The 22,676-nt window shown below is 43.7% G+C and carries 20 protein-coding genes and 2 pseudogenes; 3 read left to right on the top strand and 19 right to left on the bottom strand.

Going from position 1 to position 22,676, the window contains the following annotated elements; all coding sequences use genetic code 11:
• Nucleotides 1–254 precede the first annotated feature (254 nt).
• The 4 genes from CVD19_RS24025 to CVD19_RS24010 all read right to left on the bottom strand — a co-directional run bounded on the left by CVD19_RS24025 (nucleotide 255) and on the right by CVD19_RS24010 (nucleotide 3,612).
• Nucleotides 255–1,190: a DMT family transporter gene (locus tag CVD19_RS24025; protein ID WP_101585701.1), complete on the bottom strand. Its 936-nt coding sequence runs from the start codon at nucleotides 1,188–1,190 to the stop codon at nucleotides 255–257.
• Nucleotides 1,191–1,485: 295 nt separating this feature from the next.
• Entirely contained in the window at nucleotides 1,486–1,839 is a 354-nt protein-coding gene (locus CVD19_RS24020; RefSeq protein ID WP_101585700.1) for a VOC family protein, read from the bottom strand.
• 13 nt (nucleotides 1,840–1,852) lie between these two features.
• Nucleotides 1,853–2,881 carry an S-adenosylmethionine:tRNA ribosyltransferase-isomerase gene (locus CVD19_RS24015; RefSeq protein ID WP_257985284.1) on the bottom strand — a complete coding sequence of 343 codons (1,029 nt, stop codon included), beginning with the start codon at nucleotides 2,879–2,881 and terminating at the stop codon, nucleotides 1,853–1,855.
• Nucleotides 2,881–3,612: an SDR family NAD(P)-dependent oxidoreductase gene (locus CVD19_RS24010; RefSeq protein WP_101585698.1), complete on the bottom strand. Its 732-nt coding sequence runs from the start codon at nucleotides 3,610–3,612 to the stop codon at nucleotides 2,881–2,883. Before CVD19_RS24010 ends, CVD19_RS24015 begins: the two co-directional genes overlap by 1 nt.
• Before the next feature lie 292 nt (nucleotides 3,613–3,904).
• Between CVD19_RS24010 and CVD19_RS24005 the strand changes: the two genes are divergently transcribed.
• Nucleotides 3,905–4,864 (top strand): MerR family transcriptional regulator, encoded by a 960-nt coding sequence (locus CVD19_RS24005; protein ID WP_257985283.1) that lies wholly within the window; start codon nucleotides 3,905–3,907, stop codon nucleotides 4,862–4,864.
• Between the two features lie 98 nt (nucleotides 4,865–4,962).
• Here the strand turns inward: CVD19_RS24005 and CVD19_RS25685 are convergent.
• The 4 genes and pseudogenes from CVD19_RS25685 to CVD19_RS23985 all read right to left on the bottom strand — a co-directional run.
• A pseudogene (locus CVD19_RS25685) lies at nucleotides 4,963–5,055 on the bottom strand (sunset domain-containing protein); the annotation flags it as partial.
• 97 nt (nucleotides 5,056–5,152) lie between these two features.
• A complete protein-coding gene (locus CVD19_RS23995) occupies nucleotides 5,153–6,196 on the bottom strand; it encodes a DmpA family aminopeptidase (RefSeq protein ID WP_101585697.1) in 1,044 nt (347 codons plus the stop codon).
• Nucleotides 6,193–7,131 carry a dipeptidase gene (locus CVD19_RS23990; protein WP_101585696.1) on the bottom strand — a complete coding sequence of 313 codons (939 nt, stop codon included), beginning with the start codon at nucleotides 7,129–7,131 and terminating at the stop codon, nucleotides 6,193–6,195. The genes CVD19_RS23995 and CVD19_RS23990 overlap by 4 nt, the downstream gene beginning before the upstream one ends.
• Before the next feature lie 131 nt (nucleotides 7,132–7,262).
• Entirely contained in the window at nucleotides 7,263–7,814 is a 552-nt protein-coding gene (locus tag CVD19_RS23985) for a GNAT family N-acetyltransferase (RefSeq protein ID WP_101585695.1), read from the bottom strand.
• A 281-nt stretch (nucleotides 7,815–8,095) separates the two neighbouring features.
• Between CVD19_RS23985 and CVD19_RS24315 the strand changes: the two genes are divergently transcribed.
• Nucleotides 8,096–8,278: a hypothetical protein gene (locus tag CVD19_RS24315; protein ID WP_142383565.1), complete on the top strand. Its 183-nt coding sequence runs from the start codon at nucleotides 8,096–8,098 to the stop codon at nucleotides 8,276–8,278.
• A gap of 90 nt (nucleotides 8,279–8,368) precedes the next feature.
• On the opposite strand, the gene CVD19_RS23975 is transcribed toward CVD19_RS24315, so the two are convergent.
• The 11 genes from CVD19_RS23975 to CVD19_RS23930 all read right to left on the bottom strand — a co-directional run bounded on the left by CVD19_RS23975 (nucleotide 8,369) and on the right by CVD19_RS23930 (nucleotide 20,845).
• Nucleotides 8,369–10,477 carry an ADP-ribosylglycohydrolase family protein gene (locus CVD19_RS23975; protein ID WP_101585693.1) on the bottom strand — a complete coding sequence of 703 codons (2,109 nt, stop codon included), beginning with the start codon at nucleotides 10,475–10,477 and terminating at the stop codon, nucleotides 8,369–8,371.
• Between the two features lie 53 nt (nucleotides 10,478–10,530).
• Nucleotides 10,531–11,679 carry an ADP-ribosylglycohydrolase family protein gene (locus CVD19_RS23970; protein ID WP_101585692.1) on the bottom strand — a complete coding sequence of 383 codons (1,149 nt, stop codon included), beginning with the start codon at nucleotides 11,677–11,679 and terminating at the stop codon, nucleotides 10,531–10,533.
• Between the two features lie 55 nt (nucleotides 11,680–11,734).
• Nucleotides 11,735–13,201 carry an extracellular solute-binding protein gene (locus CVD19_RS23965; protein WP_101585691.1) on the bottom strand — a complete coding sequence of 489 codons (1,467 nt, stop codon included), beginning with the start codon at nucleotides 13,199–13,201 and terminating at the stop codon, nucleotides 11,735–11,737.
• A gap of 40 nt (nucleotides 13,202–13,241) precedes the next feature.
• On the bottom strand, nucleotides 13,242–14,129 hold the full coding sequence (locus tag CVD19_RS23960) for a carbohydrate ABC transporter permease (RefSeq protein ID WP_257985285.1): 888 nt from the start codon (nucleotides 14,127–14,129) through the stop codon (nucleotides 13,242–13,244).
• A gap of 2 nt (nucleotides 14,130–14,131) precedes the next feature.
• A complete protein-coding gene (locus tag CVD19_RS23955; protein ID WP_101585690.1) occupies nucleotides 14,132–15,034 on the bottom strand; it encodes an ABC transporter permease in 903 nt (300 codons plus the stop codon).
• Nucleotides 15,035–15,115: 81 nt separating this feature from the next.
• Nucleotides 15,116–16,021, bottom strand: coding sequence for a ribokinase (rbsK, locus tag CVD19_RS23950; RefSeq protein WP_101585689.1), 906 nt, complete (start codon nucleotides 16,019–16,021; stop codon nucleotides 15,116–15,118).
• A 14-nt stretch (nucleotides 16,022–16,035) separates the two neighbouring features.
• Nucleotides 16,036–16,347 carry a DUF4387 domain-containing protein gene (locus CVD19_RS23945; protein ID WP_101585688.1) on the bottom strand — a complete coding sequence of 104 codons (312 nt, stop codon included), beginning with the start codon at nucleotides 16,345–16,347 and terminating at the stop codon, nucleotides 16,036–16,038.
• Entirely contained in the window at nucleotides 16,331–17,704 is a 1,374-nt protein-coding gene (locus CVD19_RS23940; RefSeq protein ID WP_257985282.1) for a DUF1446 domain-containing protein, read from the bottom strand. The genes CVD19_RS23945 and CVD19_RS23940 overlap by 17 nt, the downstream gene beginning before the upstream one ends.
• A 479-nt stretch (nucleotides 17,705–18,183) precedes the next feature.
• Complete coding sequence (locus CVD19_RS23935; RefSeq protein ID WP_101585687.1) at nucleotides 18,184–18,819, bottom strand: FMN-dependent NADH-azoreductase; 636 nt, start codon at nucleotides 18,817–18,819, stop codon at nucleotides 18,184–18,186.
• A 211-nt stretch (nucleotides 18,820–19,030) separates the two neighbouring features.
• Nucleotides 19,031–19,180 (bottom strand): hypothetical protein, encoded by a 150-nt coding sequence (locus CVD19_RS25110; RefSeq protein WP_180953783.1) that lies wholly within the window; start codon nucleotides 19,178–19,180, stop codon nucleotides 19,031–19,033.
• A gap of 504 nt (nucleotides 19,181–19,684) precedes the next feature.
• Nucleotides 19,685–20,845, bottom strand: a complete 1,161-nt coding sequence (locus CVD19_RS23930) for a glucose-1-phosphate adenylyltransferase (RefSeq protein ID WP_101585686.1) — start codon at nucleotides 20,843–20,845, stop codon at nucleotides 19,685–19,687.
• A gap of 420 nt (nucleotides 20,846–21,265) precedes the next feature.
• Between CVD19_RS23930 and CVD19_RS23925 the strand changes: the two are divergent.
• Nucleotides 21,266–22,102 (top strand): annotated as a pseudogene (locus CVD19_RS23925) (SDR family oxidoreductase).
• The last annotated feature ends 574 nt before the right edge of the window (nucleotides 22,103–22,676 follow it).

The raw sequence follows: 22,676 nt of genomic DNA, 5'->3' as shown, positions 1-22,676 counted from the left end.
CTTTTCTATTCGACCTTTTCCAGGAGTTGAGTATGCCTAAAGTTGATTAGAACTTTTCTATTCAACCTTTTCAAGGAGTTCAGTATGCCTAAAGTCGATTAGAACCTTTCTATACGACCATTTTAAGGAATTGAGTATGCCTAAAGTGGATTAGAACCTTTCTATACGACCATTTTAAGGAATTGAGTATGCCTAAAGTCGATTAGAACTTTTCTATTCGACCTTTTCCAGGAGTTGAGTATGCCTAAAGTCGATCAAGCACTTGCCTTACTTTTAGTTCCCTTATTGGCTGTACGTGATTTTTTTGAGGAAAGGATCACTCCAGAAATGACGATGAATCCCCCGGTTATTTGGTACCACATGAGAGTTTCTTTTGTGAAAACTGTGGCAAAAAGTGCCGCAAAAACCGGAAGTAAATTAATAAAGATACCTGACTTAGCCGCACCAATTTTAGCCATACCTGTATTCCAGGATAGAAAAGCCACAATGGAGGCAAATAAGCCTACATATCCCAAAATTAAAAAGCTCGCGGGATTAAATATGACCGACACGCCAGGCTGCCTGATTTCTAAAAGACTTAACGGGAACAGGATGATTACACCAATAAAGGATGTGGTGTAAAGTGTGGTAAATGGCGGCAAAATTGTAGAATATTTTTTCGTGATAATTGAATAAATGCTCCAGAAGATGACAGCAACCAGGACAAACAAATCCCCAGTATTAAATGAAAACGAAGCTAATGTGGTCATTGATCCTTTGGACAAAATAAATACAATGCCGATTACGGATAAGGCAATTCCTGTCACCTGTACGAATGATAAACGTTCTTTTAACATAAGAAATGACAAGACAGCAATAAACAATGGGGTGGTGGAATTCACAATCGAAGCATTGATCGACGTTGTGTAATGCAATGAAAAATAAATAATCGTGTTATATCCGGCAATCCCAGTCACACTTAATAGAAGGACTATCCATTTATGGCTCCACAGTACCTTAAAGTCATAAAGAAATGGCCTGAACATAAAAGGGGTTAAAAGTAAAAAAGCAACCGTCCATCTAAAAAGCGAAAAGGTGATCGGTGGAAAGAATTCGGCACCCACACGGCCGAGGACAAAATTGCCTCCCCAGACCATATTGGCTAAGATCAGCAGGAAATATGCTGTTCGATTTTTTTCTATGTATCTCATCTCTGACCACTTCTTTCTTCCCCCAGGATTTTTTGATAATCACTATAATAGCAAAATTTTACTAAGTGTGGCTGTTTTTGATCTGAATATATCTGTTTTTTCGAATTTAATAACAATAGTTTTATCGGTTGGATCCAAAAAAAGAGATATCCTGACCGGATATCCCAACTAAGTGGCTATGCTTTGCAATGTGCTACACTGCCCTACGGTAGACCCGACCTGTACGGGAAAAAAGCGCCCCAAGAACAAAAGTATCCTATTTGACCAGGTGTCGGCCAAGCAACCTTTTTTCTTGCTATTGCGGTTGCATAAACTCAATTATTTCATTTTCGGGCCCTTCATAAAATACGGTCTTCCAGCCATTCTCAAGGGTGAGCGGGCCTTCACAAATAACAATATGATTAGCTGCCATGCGAGTAATGATCTCCTGTAGATCGTCCACTTCAAAGCAAAGGTGGCTGCCTGTTGTGTTCTTCTTTTCTTCTGTTTGAGGCAGCAATTCCAGCCGAATGCCGTTTAGTGTAAGAAAAATCAATTCGCTCCCTAAATAGCGCAGTCTGCATTCTTCGGTGAAACCCAATACACGCTCATAAAATGATTTTGTCCGTTCCATATCACAGGCTTCAAGCGCAAAATGATGTATCCTCATTTCATATCCCTTCCTATAGGATCATATTAATATCGCCAAACTCGTGCCATAAATAACGGTTTTGAATCGCCTGTTCGTAAGCAGCAAATAAATGATGCGGAGAAACAAAGGCTGACAGCATATCCAAATGGCTTGCTTTAGGCTCATGAAAGCCAGTGATGATACCATCAGCAATTTTTAACGAGTAATCTGAATTGATATACAGATTAGTCCATCCCGATAATGAAACGTTAACAACTGCTGCTTCGAGTGCACGGACCGCTGTGGTGCCGACTGCGATAACCCTGCCGCCGGCAGCCTTGGTCTTAAGGATCAGATCCATTGTGGCTGGCTCGATGTGGTACTCCTCGTAATTTTCTGTAGGTGACTGCTCCCACTTGTCATCAAGCAAATAACTCAAGCCGGTATGAAGTTGAATGAAACCCAGTTTAACACCTTTGCGCTGCAGCTTAAACAGAAGCTCCCAGCTGAAAGCCCTTCCCGCTGACGGCATTTCGACAGAACCAGGCTGGCTTGCAAAAACGGTCTGATAATAATCCAAGTCCCATGCATAATTGATATATTCATAACGAACCGGCTCCCCTAGTGAATAAATCGCGTTTAACAGCTTTGTCCCTTTCAAAGAGAACCGAATCTCCATAAGGGGAGATGTGTTTGATTCACGAATCACTATAGCCGATAGCAGGGGCGAAAACTCAAGAGTGTCTCCTGGAATAATGTCCTCAGCTACAATCAAGACTTCCCATGTATCTTCACTTTTACGTTTCGCAAGCCTTACCTCAACTGGTTCACCCTGGTGACTGTTCACCTTTCTCGATATTGCCTTCAGAATGGCCGGTACTGTCCTGCTATTATTCAGTACAATTATATCCCCTGCCTGTATATAATTGACGAGATGGAAGAATCGATCATGGCTGACTGCCCCGGTTTTGCGGTCCATCACCATCATCCTTACATGGTCCCTGCGGATCCCCCTTCTTTCAGGGGGGTGGGATGCATTTAATTCAGGTGGCAAATAAAATTCAAAAGCTGTTTTAGCCATCATCTATCCACCCTTGGAAATTTTTGTGCTTCAAAACGCTGGCCATTCACGCCCTTGGATCGTTCTGAAGCCAGATATAAGAACACGTCTACCACGTCATTCGGGTCAGCAAGTTCGTAATCACAATCAGGCACAGCAAGTGCGTGCATTCCGGTATCCATTTCACCGGGGTCAACCATATTCACTCTGATATTCGTGTCACTGAGCTCATCTGCCCATGTTTCCGTAAGCCCTTCAACGGCAAATTTCGATATTCCGTATGCTCCCCATCCTGCATACCCGACATGGCCTGCCTCCGAGGTGACATTGATGACGGAACCTTCATTACGCTGCAGCATTCCGGGGAGTACTCGCCTAGTCACTATAAACGGGCTGACTGCATTCACACGGATGACTTCGGCAAAATCTTCTTCAGGATAGTCCAGCAGCATCGGCATTGGGCTCGGACCCAGCATTGAAGCATTATTGACCAATACATCAATTTTCCCATATGCCTCCTCAGCCAAAGCGACAAATCTTTCCACATCCCGCGGGACAGCAACATTGGCAGTGACCGCCAATACTTCGGAACCAAGCGCCTCTGCGTCAGCCTTCACTTTTTCCAGGTCCTCAACCCCTCTTGCACAGATGGCAAGTCTTGCTCCTTCCTTTGCAAACGCTAGTGCCAGAGCCTTGCCAAGCCCTTTCGAAGCACCTGTGATCATCACAACTTTACGATTGTTTTGTTCCATTTCCATTCCCCCTCGATTCGATAGCTATACTTCCATCTTAGAATGGCTGCAAACTATTTTCCTCGTCGGATAGCTTGAAAAAATCTACAACTTTAGTCTTGATTAACATCTGTTATCTACATGACACCAATCTGCAAAATAATCAGTGGCAACTGATCCCCTGCATCAATTTAAACTTTTCTGATGAAACCGGTCTTGTTTTGATAGCTTTTGTCATCCAGCAGGAAAACTACTAAACCGATGCTGAATTATAATACTCAAAGGTCAATAGTCGTCTTTCGGAACCCTATTTATGAATGCAACAGAATCATATTACGAAAGGAATGGCGAAATGATGGACAACCAATTTACAAAAGCATATTCCATTAAGGAAGTTTCTAAGAAAATCAATGTTCCTTCCGGCACAATCAGACAGTGGGAAAAAGATTTGAATGGGCTTCTTATCATTCCCCGAACGAAACAGGGGGCAAGATTTTTTACAGACTATGAGATTGGAATGCTTGTTAAAGTAAAAGAAATGCGTGACAAAAACCTGGGGAAAGATATGATCCAGGAACTTATCAAGAGACATTTAGCAGAGGGTTCAGAGGCTGGTTCCAATTATTTCGAAACCTCTCTTACTGTCCCAGCCGCTTCTGCTGATCGAGAGCAGGAAACGGCTGTCGTGGAAGCTGCGGGGCTCGGAAACTTTTTAGACGCCATGGAGTCATACAAGCTCGAATTGCTTAATGACATTAAGCAAGAAATTCGCAACGGCATCCGGAATGAAGTCATTGATGAAGTAAAAAAAGAGATTTCAAAAGGCTCCATGAATACAGTAAAATATTTATCTGATTCTTTTAAGAAAAATAATGAAAAAACAAAAACAGAAATAAAAGACCTTGTAAAAACAGTTTCAAAACAGCATTCCGAATCATTCGAAGCCCTTTCCAGCAAGGTTGTGAATGCTTCGAAAGGTGCTTCCGAAGAAATAGTTTCATTATTAAATGAAATATCCGAGTCAACTGAAAATGCATCAGAGGAATATAAAATTCTGGCTGACCACCTTACGAGCAGCAATTACAAATTGAACAGCCTGAACGAAATGGCTGCCAAAGACAGAGAATATTTCATCGAAACCCTTAATATGGAACGCGAGGAATTCCAGCATCAAATCAAGCAAAGAGAAGATATTTTCCGCGACATGGTCGTCAGTTTCCGCGAAACAGCTGCGGCAAAGAAGACATGGTGGAAGTTTTGGAATAAGCGATAACCTGGATTACAACTAATGATGGACGAACCTGCAAAATATCTCACAACTACAATAAATGAACGGGCATCAAATGCCCGTTCATTTTTAATGGCTGCTGATCTTTTTGAAGCTCTATACCCTGCTGACTGTGCGTCGGCATCCGAACAGAACCAGACTATATTGTCCCGGGTGCTTTCATAATAGCTGCCGCCTCATGTGTGGTAAATATGTGAATGGGCACTAACCAGGTAATACAACTGCTTTTTTCTTAGAATTTTTAGTGCGCGTTGGGTAACCATGCCAAAATCGTCAATCAAATATGTAGTTGTGGATAACCCTTCCCTGCCGGCCCTTAGTTGTTTCCGCCTGTGACAGGGAGTTAATGATTGCTTCTTCTACAGACTCTGCTGCTGCGGTAAAAATCATATTCATGACGGGATGGTCCTCCCTAAGATGAGTACGGGTTTCAAAGCTGGTGACCGCCTCATGGGGAATTTTCTCAGCAGTAGAAAAGGCAATGACGATGTCCCCGCTGCCATTGCTGAAATGGCTGCCTGTACGGGCAAGTCCAATGCCGCATCGTTTGGCTGTCCTTAAGAGGTGCCGGTCACTCAAAGGGGCGTCTGTTGCCAGCACGATGATGATGGAGCCATCTGGAGCATCACCTAAGCCGTCTTCATTGCCGCCTTTTTTCGTGTAGCGTTCCCATTGGAATTCTTCCTTGCTGCCAAAGTTGCTGAGGACAAGGCAGCCGATGGTATATTGCTTGTCCTCCATTGGTATCATTCGTGAGGACGTGCCGATTCCACCCTTATGACCGAAGCAGACCATCCCTTTGCCGGCCCCGACCGCCCCTTCGTCTGCCATGTCGTTAGAGGCTTTGTCAATCGCTTCGATGGCATGTTCAAGGTTTACCTGTCTTAGACGGATGGAATTCAAATAGCTGTCGTTGCACTCGCCGACAACAATATTTACCGTCCCGGTCGTCTCTCCAATTTCCGGGTTTTTGTTCAGTAAATATTCGAGCGTTCCTTCCGTTACTGCTGGGACCCCGAAGGTATTGGTCAACATGATCGGAGATTCGAGCACGCCCAATTCATTCAGCTGCACGAGACCGGTCGTTTTCCCAAAACCATTGATTACGTAGCTTGCGGCTGCAACTTTTTCTTTAAAAATATTCCCCCCGTGCGGCAGGATGGCTGTCACTCCGGTGCACGCATATTCCCTCCCTCCGTCGTCCAAAGGATAATCAAGTGTAACGTGGCCTACTTTTACACCAGCCACATCAGTGATGCAGTTCTTTTTGCCTGTGGCCATGCGTCCAATCGCCACTCCCCTGTCTCTTAGTTTCATCTCCTGCCTCCCGCCGGCCTATGGTCTAGGAAGTTTTGATAGGCAAAACCTTTTACATCATCCTCTGTAAAATGCTTTAACAACTCATTGATCAGGTTCTGGTACTTTGCTGCGTTTTCAAGCCCTTTAACATATGTAGAGATACCGTCAAAGTCTGACCCAAGCCCAACCTGCTTTAAGCCTCCAAGTGAACAAAAATGGTCGATATGCCGGATGACATCGGCAATCCCGGCGTTCCCGTCTTCGGTTACAAATGGCGGGCAATAAACGACGTGGATGAGGCCGCCCTTTTCAAACATTGCCCTCGCTTGGTCGTCATATAAATTGCGAGGATGGTCACACAGCGTCCTGGAATTTGAATGGCTGGCAAACGGGTAATCAGCAATCTCCATCACGTCCCAGAAAGCTTTTTCGCTCAAATGCGAAACATCAGTGAGGATCCGGTGCTCATTGTTAAACCGGACGATATCCTTTCCGAATAACGAGAGGCCGGCGCCCCGCGGTTCACCAGCTCCGTCTGCTGCCAAATTGGCATTGTTCCACGTCAGCCCGACAGACCTGACGCCCAGCTCATAAAGAATTTTCAGCTTTGTCAGGTCGTTTCCGATTGCATCCACTCCCTCAAGGGTGAGCATCGCCCCTATTTCGCCGTCGCCGAGCTTGTCAAAGTCGTCCCAGTTCCTTAACTGCTTCATTTGCGGATTCTTGTCCAGCACTTCCCTGTAAAATAAATCGATTTGGCCGAGTGCCGTATCAAACTTGTGCTCCTGCTTGATGGCTGGATCAACCCAGATCGCAAACAATTGTGCCGCTACTTCTCCTTGTTCCAGCCGCATTTTGTTCGCATCAAGCTTAGGCGCGTCGGCAAACCTCATTTCCCCTTTGGACTCCCAAAGCTTAAGCAATACATCACAGTGAGTATCAATAATCTTCATCGTTTCCTCTCCTTGCTTAAAAAAAGAATTGAGAAAGGCAAATCCTCTCTCAACTCCTCGTTAATGATAAGAATTAGTTCAGTTAATCCCGATGAATCGGGGTTTTTCCTCCGGCAACTCATCATAAACCATCATAAATGGTTCAGTTCTTCCCACTCAGTACGCAGGATACCCATCATTGCCCGGTCGTAGCGTTTGCCGTCCCGATATACGGCCGACCTGACCCTGCCTTCCTGCTGGAATCCGACTTTTTCATAGGCCCGGATCGCTCTTTTATTATATTCGATGACATCCAGGCCGACACGGTCCAAATTGAGTTCATGAAAGGCAAACCGGAGGATAAGCTTCAATGCATCCGTGCCATAGCCCTTGTTTTGGTTTTTAGAATCCCCGATTCCGATCGCCAGCTGGCCTACCCGATTATTCCATTCAATCCGGTGAATGACAACAAACCCGATAAGCTCATCATCCTTGATGGTTCTCAGACGGAAGTAGGCTTCATTTTCGCCCTGCCCTTCCGTTTCTAATTGTGTCATGGATGGCGGCAGTGCGATATCTGTATCGACATTTCGCAAATATTCCGGATCCTCACTCCATTTTGCCATAATCTCGGCATCGCCTTCGCGGACCGCAGACAGTTTGACGAGTTCACCAAAAAATAAATTTTTAGCAGGAATAGTCATATAAATCTCCATAGTTAGTAAAATTTAACCTCTTTCTGATAAACAACTTAGAAATCCGCAATAAACTATCCCCTTCACTGTTTCATAATTAAATCTTAGCCATTGCAGGCTGAAAACGCAAAGTATTTTCAAATAATTTTATATTTTTTAAGACTTAGTGATGAATTCAAAACACCATGCTCTTGTTATCTCTGAAAAATGAAGCATTTGCATTAAGAGAATAGCCGATACAGCTTGTTCACCCTGGCGTACTATATAGAGAACGGAAAGGGGGTGAGAATATGTGCGAATACTGTAAAAAGCATCATCACGACGACTGGTATAAGTACGACTGGAAAGATGTGAAAAGAGATTATTATCGTCGGGATTGCTATGACGACTGCTGCAGAAAGAAACATGGCGACCATCATAAGAAATTTTTTAAATGCATTTGCTTTTTCGATGATCATAGAAAGTATGATTAATATTATTTGGGACTGTCTCCTCTGGAGGCAGTCTTTTACGATAATAAAGGCAGATAACTGACACCTCAGCCATCCGCCTAAGTCGAACGCTCATATTGCTTTATGATTCATTTCCTTGATTTTAAACGAGTAAATAACAGATTCGCCCTTCTGAAGGCAGCCATACCCATACATCCCATGTGAAAATCGTCCATCAAGGTGCTGAATGACGGGCTGGCCGTCGACAGAAAACTGTATATCCTTTCCTTTGCACTCAACCGTAAATTTATACTTTTTCCCATGCGCCCAGTCAAACGGGACCGTCAGCAGCCGTTCATAGCCAAAGTCATTTTTTATCAGGGAGATTTGGCCTTTACCATCAAAACCGGCCAGATATTGGCGCATTATGCCCGGTGCCCTGAAAATCAGGCAGTGGCTTTCTCCGCTTAGCGGCTCAATTTCCGCTTCAATGTTTGCATCCTTAGTATAATAATTCCCCGTAAACGATGAGCAGTCGTCAAAAGACTGACACTTCATTTTTCCATTCTCGAGGAACCAGTTTCCTTTGTTATGGGAAAATGGTGTCACACTTAAAAACTCTTCACTTTGCTTTGAAAAATCAATGCTGTAATTGCTGTTCCCGTATATATGGAAGTTGTCAATATACAGAGTGCCGAGGGCCCGGTCGGATAAATGGGAAGGGCTTGCCACTATATATCCGATTTCATCAATGATCGCCCCTCCTGTATCAGGAATGACAAATTGAATATCGTTCCAGGTCCGGTCCTTTAAGATGACTGTTTCCAGGGTGATGTCCTTTTGTGTATGAGTTTTGCGGACGTAAGGAGTTATATGGATATCCGAGCCCTGCCATTTATCCAGAAAAATAGTCGCCGCAACTATTTGGCCGCTATACGCCTTTGGTGAAAATACAGGTTTATATTTCTCGTCACTGAAATCATCCCGTCGGTAAAATGGCTTATAAAAAATCTTGCTGTTGTTGCCATCCACCATCCTGTCAAAAATGACTTCGAGGGAACCTTCACCAACTGATTTGGAGTGGCGGATCAGCGTTTTAAATGCATTATTTGTCCTGAAGCCGTGCGTGGAGCCAGGCAGATCAAAGTTAAAATATACTTCCCCAATTTTCACGGAATGGGCAAGTTTTTCTGGAGGGGCCAAGCCGCCAAGCTGATAGCCAAGCAAAGCCAGCTCCTTGCAAAAGGTCGGTATATCAAGAATGTTCAGGTAGCCCGATACACTGGAAGTGACAATGCAGTCGTTAATTGGCCGCCTGTAATGTTCCGGAATCCTGTCAATTCCATTGAAAACCCCTGCAACGGTGCCAACATTGCCTGCGTTACAGTCTGTATCCCAGCCGCACATTGTCGCGATTTCAATCGTCCTTGAAAAATCCCCGTTGCCATATAAAAGGGCAAGCGCGCATACCCCTGCATTCGGGATGATATGGCAAATGCCAGGATATTTATCATATCCCCAATCATCATGAAGCATCGCCAGGCATAACCGGAAATCGACGGGTTTTTCTTCATGAAACCTCTTGACTGCCTTCACCACATTGGCATAGGTTGAGTGTTCCGGAATTACGCTCAAACCGGCCGCGATGATTTCATCGATTGAATTCGCCGTGAAAGCGCTTGAAATACATGCGGCCATGAACCTTGCTCCATATAAGCCATTCCTGTCATGGGAAACACTCGCCGCTGCCTCTGCACATCGTGCTGCTCTTTCAATTTTACCAGGAAAGAGAAGACCCCATGTGTCAACAAAAATCTGCCCTCCGATTTGTTCAGCCAGCACAATCCCGTTTTCTTCTGCCGATCCTGACCTCGGTGCCGGTATTCCTTTTTTCAGATTGGCAAATGCCCTGTGCTCAGAACTGACATCCTCCCCGCCCCACCAAATCATGCCAATGCCTTCCCTGCAGTAGTTGAGCCACGCTTTTCCTACATCCCCGGGCTGCAGGTCCCGGTTTTGGGCATCATCATAAAGGGCCCTGATAAAAAACACCGGTCCGTTCGCATCATCATCGGCTGCAAAATTTTTATAGTCCTTTACATATCCCTTTACGTCCCCAAAGATCCGTTGAATTCTTTCTGCGGTCCATTCTCTTGGCTCGACAGGTGCACCAAGCCTAATGCCGGCATTCATGCCAAGGAACCCGGCATAAACCTTTTCCACATAGTTGTGAAGAAACAAAAGATCACTCCCGTTCCGTTCTCATGCTGCCAAATGATCCTGTTTGCATGCGGCTAAAACATCGTTCTCCTTTTTTCACTCAGGCTAAGGTCCTCATGGATAATCTTCTCGGCAACTTCGGCAAATTGATCCGCCAAACCTGTAAGATTCATATGATTGGTTTTTTCGAGGAGTTCGATGTCTTCTATGTTTATGGTCTTTTCCCCATACATAGCACCAAGAATCGCACCGATCATGACCCCGATGGAATCTGTGTCCCTGCCTGAATTAATGCCGTCATAAATCGAACGATAGTAATCCCCGTTATTCAGCACGATGAATGCTAGGGCCATCGGGAGCTCTTCAATTGAAAAAAGTCTGCTTGGAGTATAATGGTTAGAAGGGACACCCAGTTTTTCTTCTTTTCTGTGAACATCGTCTTTCATCGGTGAGTAAGGCGAGATAACAGATTGAAAGACTTGAATCACTCCATCCATTCCAGCCCTGTTCTCCCGTAATTTATATGCGGCGTCAGTCATGTCGATGATTGCATTCCTCGTTCCATCTTTTGCGAAGCGTATTGCAGTATCAACGATGTCGTCAACCGTCACATCTGGTTCGCAGGCCTTGGCGACACAAGCAGCTAAGACCCCCGCAGCTTCCAGTCCATAACTGCTCTGATGGCCCATCGCGAACAAGATCGCTTCATCATAGGCAGCTTTGGGGTTTCCTGCATTGACGATTCCTACTGGCGCGATATACATGGCGGCTCCGCAGTTGACCATGTTTCCGATTCCGCCTTCCCGGGGCTCACAATTTGCCAGGACATGACGGATGAAAATGTATTTTTCGGGATAGAACAAACGGTCGATAATCAAAGCTTCTTTTCCAAACTCGGGGATATAGGTTTTTTTATAAGCAATTTCCCTGACAAACGAATTCCCCAGATCATAAGCATCAAGATGCCTCTTTTCTGCCAAATAAACACGGATCAAGGCAGCTGTCATTAGCGTGTCATCGGTGACAATCCCATTTCCCCTCATTTTACCAAGGGTCACATCCTCCGGGGCATCGGCCTTATACCACCTTGTTTTGAGCGATTCCACGCAGCCGTAACGCTCTTTGATCTCCTGGTAGCTTAATTTCTCCACCGGCGCACCAAGCGCATCTCCTAAAGCTACTGATAAAATTGCACCCCTTACACGCTCCTGGAAAGAAACCATGCGTAAACTCCTAACTTAACGTTTTGTTTTCACAACAAGCAATTATCGTTTCCCTCTATTTAATAGTTTTGTTCGCATACTCTGTCACTTCCTGGCCGCCTGCTTTTTCCCAATCTTTTACAAACTTGTCGAAATCGCTGACAGGGCGTTTGCCAGTGATGATGTCGGTGGCGTACTCTTTATAAAGATTTTCCATCGCATCCCATTTAGAGATCAATTCTTCAGGGATGATGAAATTATTGTCTTCGCTGTAAAATTCATTTGCCATCTCTCTCGATTTTTGGGCAGGCTCACTTAATAGCGGTGTTTTCAACGGCTTTTCAGGTTCAAACTCGGCCGGCTCCCAAAATCTTGCATACCATTCGTTGTAATATTTTTCTGTAAGGTCGATGCCTGAGTCGGTCACATTGTAATGCTCTTTTTCAAATCCAAGTCGGTCGAGCATCTGGCCTTCCGGGCTGGCCACATAATCCAGAACCTTGAATACTGTATCCTTCACTTTAGATTGCGAAGAAATCGCGATTCCCCTTGATTCCTTTGTAATGTCAGTCGGGGCGAATCCCTGGTACTCGCCCTTGGCTGGAGGAAGGACAACCATTTCCGCGCCTTCACCATTCACCTGTTTCATTTTACCGTTATATATATCGATGACCTTGCCGTTCGTGCCAACAATGACCCCAGTTTCTCCGTCATAAAAAGCCTTTTCCTTCGTATCCCATTGCTTCGTCAAGTATTGCGGGTCAAGCAGCCCCTCTTTGTACAATTTATGATAGAATTCGAGTTTTTCTTTTTCATTATCGGATACCTTTGAATACTGGTATTTCCCGTCCTTTTTAAGCCATGTCTGCTTGATGCCGAAAGCCATTTCGAAGATGTAATCCAGCTCTGTGATGTCCCCGGCAACGGTGACCGCATTGGCCGGCTTGTTGCTGCCGCCTGGAGGATTGGCAACAAGCTCAGTGAAGAACTTATGGTAATTGTCTATTGACGGGTTTTCCATCAATTCTTTGGAACTCGGTACTTTTTCAAACCAGTCTTTCCGGATGACTGGTGTCTTGGAATCCAGCGGCTTGATCCACAGCAGGTAAGGATAGTTTTTTAGTCTTTCCTTGTTGTGCTTATACATAATGTTTTTAATATGCTTTGATTTATCAATGTATGGTGTCAGGTCTTCCAGCAGATCCTGTTCGGCAATTTGCTGATCGCCGCCCTGGAAATAAATCATGTCGGGAATGTCGCCGCTCATCAGGAGCAAATTAAGTTTTTCTGCGTAATTTCCCTGGGGCATTTCAACTAGCTTAAATTTCACATCAAGATTTTCGTCTTCCTTCAGTGCCTTTTCCAGATTAGAAAAATAGCTTTGCGCAACCGGGTTGTTTGGCCCTTCATCCTTGTAAACGACTTTGATCGTCTTAGGTCCTTTCGCCGTCTCCTCATTTTCATTGTTTGCGGTCTCTTTGCTGCAGGCAGCGGAACTTAGCACTAAAAGCAATGAAAAAAACAGCACGAGCATTTTCTTCATAAAAATCCCCCTATTATTATTAATGCTTGAAGCCGTTAATTTAGTCCTTAACACCCCCTTCAAGTGCCCCTTTTGCATAATACTTGAGGATGAGCGGATAAAAAATGAGCAAGAGCACAATTGAGATGATAATGGTTCCGGCCTGGAGGGAAGCAAAATCCAGGCTTGCAATCTGGTCATAAGACAGGACATTCTGGGCGCCCAAAAGGGAAGTATTGTCCCGCTCGACAACAAACTGCCTCAAAACCACCTGCAACGGCCATTTATTCGGGTCAGTCAAGTAGATTGTGGCCCGGAAATACTCGTTCCAGTGGTAAACACCATAAAACAGTCCCAACGTCGCGAGGCCCGGCTTTGATAATGGCAGCATGATTTTCGTAAATATTTTAAAATGGCCGGCACCGTCCAGCCTTGCTGCTTCAATGATGCTGTCGGGAACATCCTCAAAAAAACGCATCAGAATGAACAAGTAAAAGACGTTAATGGCCTTATATAAAATCAGGGACAGGTACGTATCCAGCAAGCCCAGGTCCTTAACCAGCAAGTATTCCGGAATCAGGCCCGGTTCAAAAACCATGACCACAATCAGAAAAATAATGATAAGGCGCTTTCCGGCAAAATGAGTCCTCGCGAGGACATACGCGGACATTGCAGTCAGGAACAGATTCAGGGCAGTGCCTGCGACAGTGAGCAGGATACTGTTAAACATACTTCTGACAATGAGCGGGTTTGAAAACAGAACCTCATAGTTTATCAGTGAGAACCCTTTCGGGAAAATTCCCAGCCCTTTTAATTCATGGACCTTCAACGGGTCAGAAAATGACATGGCCAATAAATTTAAAATCGGTATCAGAACGGAAAGAGAAATCAGGAATAATATGAAATAGATAATCACATGCGCCCAGTTTGTTTTTTTCAAGAATTCCATGCTCACCAGACCCCCCTTCCGGTCAGCCGTTTTGAAATGAAATGTGTGCTTAAGATCAACACAACCCCTATTACACCTTTGAACAGGCTTGCCGCTGTCGCATAAGCATACTGGCCGTTGAGGATGCCGATCCGGTAGACATAAGTATCGAGAATATCTATGACACTGATGACCGAATCATTTATCATGTTGAATACCTGGTCAAATCCTGCGTTCATGAAGAAACCAAGGTTCAGGATGAATACCGTGATGATTGTGCTGTACAGTTCAGGGATGGTTATGTATCTCATTTGCTGAAAATTGGATGCCCCATCCATTCGTGCTGCTTCATACAGGGAAGGACTGATCTTCATGATCGCCGCCAGATAAATGATCGAATCCCAGCCAGCACTCCGCCACATTTCCGAAAAGACGAGCACCCAGCGGATATGGTCTTTGCTCGTCATAAAATCGAGCGATGGCAGCTGAAAGAAATTGCGGATAACATTAACTCCCCCATCAGCCGGGTTCAGGAGGCTAATCCAGATACCGGCAATCACAACCCAGGAAAGGAAATGCGGGAGGTATACTACAGATTGTACATATTTTCGGAAGGGACCGTTCCTCAGTTCATTCACCATAAGGGAAAGAATGATCGGGACCGGAAAAAAGAAAACCATTTTCATCGTGCTGATGATAACCGTATTTTTCAGGACGTCGAAAAAAGCTGGTGAACTGAATAACACCTTAAAATGCTTCCAGCCCACCCATTCGTTCGGGCCTATAATTCGGTAATCCTGGAAAGCCAGCTTCATCCCGATGAGAGGAATAACGTGGAAGATAGAAAAATAGACGAGGGCCGGAAGAAGCATCACATATAATACCCAGTCCCTCTTAATACGCTTCACAATAGCTTGTTGGTTCATGTAAGTTTCTCCTTGTAAACAAAATCTTTTGCTGTGTGAATGAAAAAGGGTTCGCCGGCTTTTTGCAGAAATCAGTGTTATTTACCCCCGGGAAAAACCTGCACTAATGAAGTCATCAATCTCCGGCCTGTATGGCATGCCGGTCTGGGCACCTTTTTTCCTGACCGACAAACCAGCTGCAATATTGCCGAATTCTATGCTGGCCTTCAAGTCCCTGCCCTCTGCTAAAGCCACCGCAAACGCTCCGGAGAAAGTGTCGCCGGCGCCTGTCGTATCCACTGCGTCTACGTTTATAGTTGGTACATGATGGATGCTGTCACCGTCAGAGAACTTTACTCCCTTAGTCCCGCAAGTAATCACTAGTTTATCAGGATACATTCCAAGCATTTTTTCCATTGATGTATCGTGCTGGTTGAAGACTGTGCTGTATTCATGCTCATTGGGGGTGATAAATGTAATCATATTTAGAATCGCTGCAGGGACCACTTGTGCAGGTGCCGGGTTCAGGATCGTTGTCTTCCCTTGTTCGTAAAGTTTCGGAACGGTATATTCCAGCATTTCGAGCGGGGTCTCCAGCTGGAAAAGGATGATGTCGTGCATCAAAAGCTGTTGGAGTACTCTATCAATATAGGGAATATCAGTGTACTGGTTAGCTCCAGGTATAACGAGAATTCTATTTTCAGATTTACTGATTTCGACAAACGCTGCCCCGGTATGTGCTTCAGCCACGACATTAAGATTGGTGATATCAACTCGTTCGTCCAACATTTTTGACTTAATCATCTTGCTGTTCTCATCGTTTCCCACGGATCCAAACAGCGAAACTTCAGCACCAAGCCGGGCTGCGGCAACCGCCTGGTTTGCACCCTTTCCGCCAATTGATGTAAAAAACTGCCTGCCAAGCACAGTTTCTCCCACCTGTGGCAATACGTCAGACTCAACAAAATAATCGATGTTAACGCTTCCAACAACCGCTATTTTTTTCATAAGCAAACCTCTATTCACTCAATTATGATGTTCATCAATGGGGCATGCTGCTGGGCGCCATATACATCACGGTCACCAACCGTCCCTGACGAAACATCGCGCAAAATTGTTATTTTCACGCCAAGGGCTTGATCAAAGAACACAAGGCAGCGTACCTCCTTTTCGGTGATTTGATACAGCTGGCAAATCCTTTCAACTGTAATTTGGCCCGATTCCTTAACCGTGAAATACTTCTCGGGGCTGTCAAATAAAATATCCAGCGTAAGCTCAAAAGGGCCCGAATTTTTACTTCTAAAGACCTTTGCCAATTCAAATAAGGATGGCATCAGGCATCCTCCTGTATTCAATTTTAAAAGGGTTTTCATCTACTTCCATTAAATGATATACAGAAAACTCATACACCGGGCCAAATTCAACGTCACTGGGCGCAAATGGAAAGGCGAGATTCCCGGCGGTGGATTTCCTGTTTTCATGGCCAAAATGGAGCAGAGTGGATCTGGCAGTTGCGCAAATGGTGTTTGCAAGCTCCTGCGTTTTTCCGGCTACTTCCAGCAATACACCAACCTCATGGCCGTGGAACGGTTCTGTTTCCTTCTTCCCAAGAACAGCATTCATGCCATAATTATAAAAATTGAGGGTGAAATCGTCGTGAGCGATTTCCGGGTAATAGTCGCGGACCTGCTGTTCCACACTCCTCTCAATTTCCGCGAGATTCTCCAATAATATCGGATCCCTTATTCCTGCTATCACGCAGGTGCGAAATGCAACTTGCCTGGCCCCTTCAAGTTTAATATAATACTTTTCATTACGGATGAACTTGCTGTTAGTGACTTCGACCTCCCCTCCGTCCAGCTCTTTAAATTTACATTCACCCAAATCCAGAGTGAATCCCGGGCCGTGCAAGATATAGGGATGTTCTTTCTCATAAAATGTGTGGGCTGCAACACTGATGGAGCTGCATTTTCTGGAAGGATTAAGCGATTTGACAGTAAAAGAGTGATTCTTGATGATACCCAGGATACAATCTTTTGTGGTGCCAGGCTCTGCGCATAATGCCCCGCATTCTAATATTTTGCCAAGATGATAGGACAATCCTGCATCTTTTTGAAAAAAGATTCCAATTGCGGCAAAAGGTGAAGGATCGTATGCCCTTCCGCAAACGATAATGTCTGACCCATTCTTTAACGCTTCGACAATCGGCTCATGTCCCATCTGGGCGACAATTCCATTAGTTTCTTCGATGACGGCTTCGTTCAATTCCTTTACGTTTGGACTCAGCGGCTTTATTTTTCCTTGCTGGCACGCATTTAACACATCTTTATCGGGAATATCTGCCCAAATGACTGCCGTAGTTGCCTTCAGTTGAGCTTCAGCGAGGATCTCATCGATTATTTCCAGCGTCCATTCCACATGCCGGCGGGCTCCAGCCCCTCCCGCAGACCCTATAATGATAGGAATCTTTTTGCGGAGGCCGTTTGTTATGATAATCTCTAAGTCTTTCTTTGCTGCTCTTCTGCTGACGATTGAAACTCCTGCACCAAGCTTGTGCGGACCCGCATCAGTCGAACCAGCATCCACTACTATACCGTGTGGGGCTTCCTCCATCCCCCGTAAAAAGGAACTTTCTGGAAAGCCATAACCAAGCATGCCGCATGGCGATAATATCCGAACATCTTCTGTCAATCCAGACACCCCTTAGCAGTTTAATTCTTGATGAATATATCAAGGAAAATCGATTCAGCGACACTCAGGAAGCACATTGGTTTGTAAAACTCCAACAGTTTCAGAACGTACATTGTTTTTTAAACACCCGAAAAATTCGGAATGCAAATTGGTTTTTAAACCCTACAAATTTCGAAAGCAATAGAATTGTAAACCCCCTACAAATTTCGAAAGCAATAGAATTGTAAACCCCCTTCAAATTCCGAAAGCAATAGAATTGTAAACCCCCTTCAAATTCCGAAAGCAATAGAATTGTAAACCCCAGACAGTACGGTATGCTGATTCACACCACCTTCCATTTTTTTCTTCATTTTACCATAAAACCTCATTATAATTATCAGACTTTATTACCCATATGCAGCAGACATTTTCTCTTCGTTCTCCGTCAGGAACAAAAAAAGACAGATCGATTTCGATCTGCCTTGTTGAGATTAATATTATTAGAATGTATGAGCCAGGTCCTTTGCGCGAGCGATGCCATTTTCCTTAATTTCCTGTGCTTTTTCTGGCATTGCATTATGGCCTTCGATGAATAATCCGTCTAATGAAGGAACCCCGAAAAAATTCATCATGATGCTTATAAACCGGTGGCCCATTTCCATGTCAGCCGCAGGACCTTCAGAATAAATTCCGCCGCGAGCCTGGATGTGCAGTGCTTTTTTGTCTGTCAACAGCCCAACAGCACCTTGTTCGGTATATTTAAACGTTTTACCGGCAACCGCCACAGCATCAAGATATGCCTTCATTACTGGAGGGAATGAAAAATTCCACATTGGAGTGACAAATACATACTTGTCTGCGTCGACGAACTGGTCACTTAGTTCTGCAAGACGTGAAACCTTTGCCTGCTCTTCAGCAGAAAGTTCTTCAAATGCCTGCCCAGCCCGAAGCTTGCCCCAGCCGCTGAAAATGTCGGCATCAATTTGCGGGATGTTCTCCTTGTATAAATCCATGTGAATGATCTCATCATTTGAATTAACGTCCTTATAAGTATCGATGAATGCTTTCGCTGCAGCCATGCTGTACGATTGCGTTTCATTATGTGGGTGTGCCGTGATGTATAAAACTTTTGCCATGGATGTTCTTCACCTTTCTGCTATTGATCTTGATAGTTATGTAGCTATCTTTTTATCTTGAATTAAATATTTTTTAATCCAAGACTAAATTTTATAAGGTTTTTACTTTAGAGTCAACGATTTTATCCCTGGATTATAGATTCTTTTTTTAATCAGTTATATCCCAAAAAAAGGGCTGCATATATTTTGCAGTCCCTTTTTCTACTTTTTCTTATTGGTTATTGTCAACAAAATAAGGATTGAAGCCGATGTTCTTTCTCATTTCATCAGTTATTTGCAGCTGTTCATTGATAGGCGACTCATCATTTAACGCAGACTGGAAAGAAACACTTCCATCATAAAATATCGGATTTTGTTCCATGCCCATTCCCCCTAAACACGTTTGAGTATATTATCATACAATTAACCTTTATATTCCAGTCCTTTTGAATAAAAAGTCTCGCTTTTAAAAATCTTTCGTAAATAGTTTTGCATCTTTTTTGTAATTTTCAAGGAAAAAAACAAGAAGAAAGAAGCATTCGTCAGTAACGTATGCTTCTTGTCACCGTGCATAAATGATGTAACACTGAAGCAGTTTCTTTTGGAAGTTTTTTAAACAGAGGCGAAGACGGGATATATCCGATTTTTTGCTGTTTTTCTGGTTGGGGCGGAAAATTTGAGTTTAAAAAATGCCCTTTTAAAGGACATCAATACTCAAAGCAAGAAGAAATGTGCCATGATCAGTATAAAATTTATGCTAACTTTAGTAACCATGCTCCAACACATCCTATTCTGAATAGAATATTGTTGCCTTCGATATCTAAAAGTTAACATAATTTTATTAAACTATTGCTAAATGATTGTAAAAAAATGTTAAGTCCCTGGTTTATAGAAAATTCCTTGAAACCTCTTTTTTAATCACTTCTTTGTCACCAATGAGTACTACATCACCCAACGTCATATCACCGATTTTGATATTGCTGTCAATATACGCTTCTCCGCCTATAACCGCATTTTCGATTCTTACGTTTTCTCCTATTACGGCGTTTGGCAGGACAACTGAATTTTTTATGGTCGAACCTTTACCTACCGTAACACCAAGGGAGACGACGGAATTAAGGATATCCCCATAGATTTCACAGCCTTCACTCACTAACGACTGCCTGATGACGGCATCACCATCCAGGTAAGCGGGCGGCTGGGAATGATCGGCAGTCAAAATCGGCCAATCTTTTTGCTGGAGTATTGGGTTCGTATCTGCTGAAAGTAAATCCATGTTAGCTTCCCAAAAGCTTTCAACGGTGCCTACATCCTTCCAATATCCATTAAATTCATAGGCATACAGCTTATAATTTTCCTTAAGCATATAAGGAATAATGTCCCTGCCGAAGTCATTGCGTGCCTGCGGAGCACTGTCCAGTTGTTCAAATATGTAGTGCAAGGTTTTCCAGTTAAAAATGTAGATACCCATAGAAGCAAGATTAGACTGGGGATTGTGGGGTTTTTCTTCAAATTCTAGGATTTGGCGGGATTCCGGGTCCACACTCAAAATGCCAAACCGGCCGGCGTCGCACCATGGCACACTGATAACAGATATGGTTGCATCGGCCGCAGTTTTTTTGTGCTGCTCAAGCATTTTGTTGTAATCCATTTTATAAATATGGTCTCCTGACAAAACCAGGACATATTCAGGATCATAGGATTGGATAAACTGGCGGTTCTGGGCGATTGCATTAGCAGTCCCATCATACCATCTATCCATATAATCACTTTGAAAAGGCGGCAGAAATGTAATGCCAGCATCCCGCCGGTCCAGGTCCCAATACTTCCCGTCATTTATATAATTCTGCAACGTATGGGGCTGGTATTGTGTGAGAATGCCGACAGTATCCATTCCGGAATTTCTGCAGTTGCTTAAAGTAAAATCAATGATCCTGTACTTGCCTCCAAAAGGGACTGCTGGCTTTGCGGCAAATTCCGTGAGTTTTTTCAGCCTTGTACCTCTTCCACCTGCCAATAGTAGAGCGATGACCTCTTTTTTTGCCATGATTATGGTCTCCTTTGGTATCTATTTTTTCAGGTTACTATTAACCTTTAAATTTCAATCCAAAGATAAAAATATTATATAACTGATTTGCTTGGTCACTAGTAATTTGTATGATCCATTTCAACGTCCAAAATTGTTTGAATATTCACCTTTAAATGTAGCAAAAAATTCCGTATGTATAAATTCATTTCTGTCGACCACATTAAGGCTTTTTTGACAAGCTTCTTCCAACACTTTTTAATCTAATCAAGATTACTAATAAAATAGTTTGACCTTTTTAGATATTATGTCGGTATTTCATACTTAAATGGGCAATAAGTAGCAGGAATTTTCTTCCGCATCGAACACAAAAGAAAAGTGTGGTGCACACCACCCGGCAATCAGTTTAAAATAAAGGAAAAGGACATTAAGGAGTTCAATATGAGCAAAAAAACAGCGATTGTTACGGGTTCATCAACTGGATTTGGGTTACTCACGGTGATGGAGTTGGCGAAAAGCGGCTTTCAGGTGGTCGCCACAATGAGGAACGTGAACAAAGCAGATACACTTTTGGAAATGGCTAAAGCAGAGAATGTACTTGACTACATAAATATCCACCCTCTGGATGTGGCTTCACCTGAATCAATCAAGGATTTGAATACATACCTCAATCAGCATGAATCGGTCAATGTACTGGTTAATAATGCGGGCTTTGCAGTCGGGGGATTTTGCGAGGAGCTAACTGTTGACGATTACAGAAAGCAATTTGAAACAAACTTCTTTGGGGCTATTGCTGCAATACAGGCTGTGCTGCCTTTCATGCGTGCTCGTGGCCAGGGAAGAATCATTAACATGAGCAGCATCAGTGGGAGAATCGGTTTTCCGGGATTGTCCCCGTACACTGCGTCCAAGCATGCACTTGAAGGCTTCAGCGAAAGTCTGCGTCTGGAGGTAAAACCGTATGGTATCGATGTTGTGCTCGTCGAGCCGGGTTCTTATCAAACAAATATCTGGTCTAGCATCGACAGCACTCAACTCAGGCCTGATTCTCCCTATCATTCCTATATGAATGCCATTTTGAACACAATTGAATGGGGCAAGAAAAATCATGGAGACCCATAGGAAGTTGCCAAATTGGTAGCCCGGATCGCCTCACAGCGGCAAAGCCCGGACCTCCGGTATCCAATCGGGAGAGGAGTGAAGAAGAATATTTTCATGAAAAATTTTTTGCCGTGGAAAAAGATTGAGGCTGCTATACTATCGAGGCTTTTTAAGTAATTTAACGCTTGTATCTTTGTAGTGAACAAAAACAAAGGTTTCCTGGCGAGAAGTCGATTAGAATCACTCTATTGGACAAAATGTAGCGATTCCTCTGACATATGGTCGATTAGAAGCATTCTATCGGACAAAATTCAGAGATTTCTCTGACTAAGGTAGATTAGAAGCAATCTATTGGACAAAATTGAGTTGGTCCCTTTGACGTAAAGTCGATTAGAACCATTCTATCGGACAATATAAAGGGAATTCCTTATTGAAAAGTCGATTAGAACCATTCTATTGGACAAAATTCAAAGATTACTATTACGTAAGGTCGATTAGAAGCACTCTATTGGACAAAAATCAGAGATTTCTATTACGTAAGGTCGATTAGAAGCACTCTATTGGACAAAAATCAGAGATTTCTATTACGTAAGGTCGATTAGAGCCATTCTATTGGACAAAATTCAGAGACTACTATTACGTAAGGTCGATTAGAAGCATTCTATTGGACAAAATTGAGTGGTCCCTTTGACGTAAAGTCGATTAGAACCATTGTATCGGAACTGTTCTATTGAAATAGTGTATAGCCCGT

Origin of the sequence: Bacillus sp. T33-2, from assembly GCF_002860205.1 — a bacterium.
Taxonomy (GTDB): domain Bacteria; phylum Bacillota; class Bacilli; order Bacillales; family Cytobacillaceae; genus T33-2.
The sequence above is the reverse complement of the archived record's forward strand: the minus strand, read 5'-3'. Positions and strand labels throughout refer to the sequence as shown.

What these genes read in the sequence shown, in the direction of transcription:
- CVD19_RS24005 (WP_257985283.1), top strand. Translation starts at nt 3,905, where the DNA reads ATGAATGCAACAGAATCATATTACGAAAGGAATGGCGAAATGATGGAC.
- CVD19_RS23990 (WP_101585696.1), bottom strand. Translation starts at nt 7,131, where the DNA reads ATGAAGATTATTGATACTCACTGTGATGTATTGCTTAAGCTTTGGGAG.
- CVD19_RS23935 (WP_101585687.1), bottom strand. Translation starts at nt 18,819, where the DNA reads ATGGCAAAAGTTTTATACATCACGGCACACCCACATAATGAAACGCAA.
- rbsK (WP_101585689.1), bottom strand. Translation starts at nt 16,021, where the DNA reads ATGAAAAAAATAGCGGTTGTTGGAAGCGTTAACATCGATTATTTTGTT.
- CVD19_RS24020 (WP_101585700.1), bottom strand. Translation starts at nt 1,839, where the DNA reads ATGAGGATACATCATTTTGCGCTTGAAGCCTGTGATATGGAACGGACA.
- CVD19_RS23930 (WP_101585686.1), bottom strand. Translation starts at nt 20,845, where the DNA reads ATGGCAAAAAAAGAGGTCATCGCTCTACTATTGGCAGGTGGAAGAGGT.
- CVD19_RS24010 (WP_101585698.1), bottom strand. Translation starts at nt 3,612, where the DNA reads ATGGAACAAAACAATCGTAAAGTTGTGATGATCACAGGTGCTTCGAAA.
- CVD19_RS23945 (WP_101585688.1), bottom strand. Translation starts at nt 16,347, where the DNA reads ATGCCATCCTTATTTGAATTGGCAAAGGTCTTTAGAAGTAAAAATTCG.
- CVD19_RS24015 (WP_257985284.1), bottom strand. Translation starts at nt 2,881, where the DNA reads ATGGCTAAAACAGCTTTTGAATTTTATTTGCCACCTGAATTAAATGCA.
- CVD19_RS23970 (WP_101585692.1), bottom strand. Translation starts at nt 11,679, where the DNA reads ATGGTTTCTTTCCAGGAGCGTGTAAGGGGTGCAATTTTATCAGTAGCT.
- CVD19_RS24025 (WP_101585701.1), bottom strand. Translation starts at nt 1,190, where the DNA reads ATGAGATACATAGAAAAAAATCGAACAGCATATTTCCTGCTGATCTTA.
- CVD19_RS25110 (WP_180953783.1), bottom strand. Translation starts at nt 19,180, where the DNA reads ATGGAACAAAATCCGATATTTTATGATGGAAGTGTTTCTTTCCAGTCT.
- CVD19_RS24315 (WP_142383565.1), top strand. Translation starts at nt 8,096, where the DNA reads ATGTGCGAATACTGTAAAAAGCATCATCACGACGACTGGTATAAGTAC.
- CVD19_RS23960 (WP_257985285.1), bottom strand. Translation starts at nt 14,129, where the DNA reads ATGGAATTCTTGAAAAAAACAAACTGGGCGCATGTGATTATCTATTTC.
- CVD19_RS23965 (WP_101585691.1), bottom strand. Translation starts at nt 13,201, where the DNA reads ATGAAGAAAATGCTCGTGCTGTTTTTTTCATTGCTTTTAGTGCTAAGT.
- CVD19_RS23985 (WP_101585695.1), bottom strand. Translation starts at nt 7,814, where the DNA reads ATGACTATTCCTGCTAAAAATTTATTTTTTGGTGAACTCGTCAAACTG.
- CVD19_RS23995 (WP_101585697.1), bottom strand. Translation starts at nt 6,196, where the DNA reads ATGAAACTAAGAGACAGGGGAGTGGCGATTGGACGCATGGCCACAGGC.
- CVD19_RS23955 (WP_101585690.1), bottom strand. Translation starts at nt 15,034, where the DNA reads ATGAACCAACAAGCTATTGTGAAGCGTATTAAGAGGGACTGGGTATTA.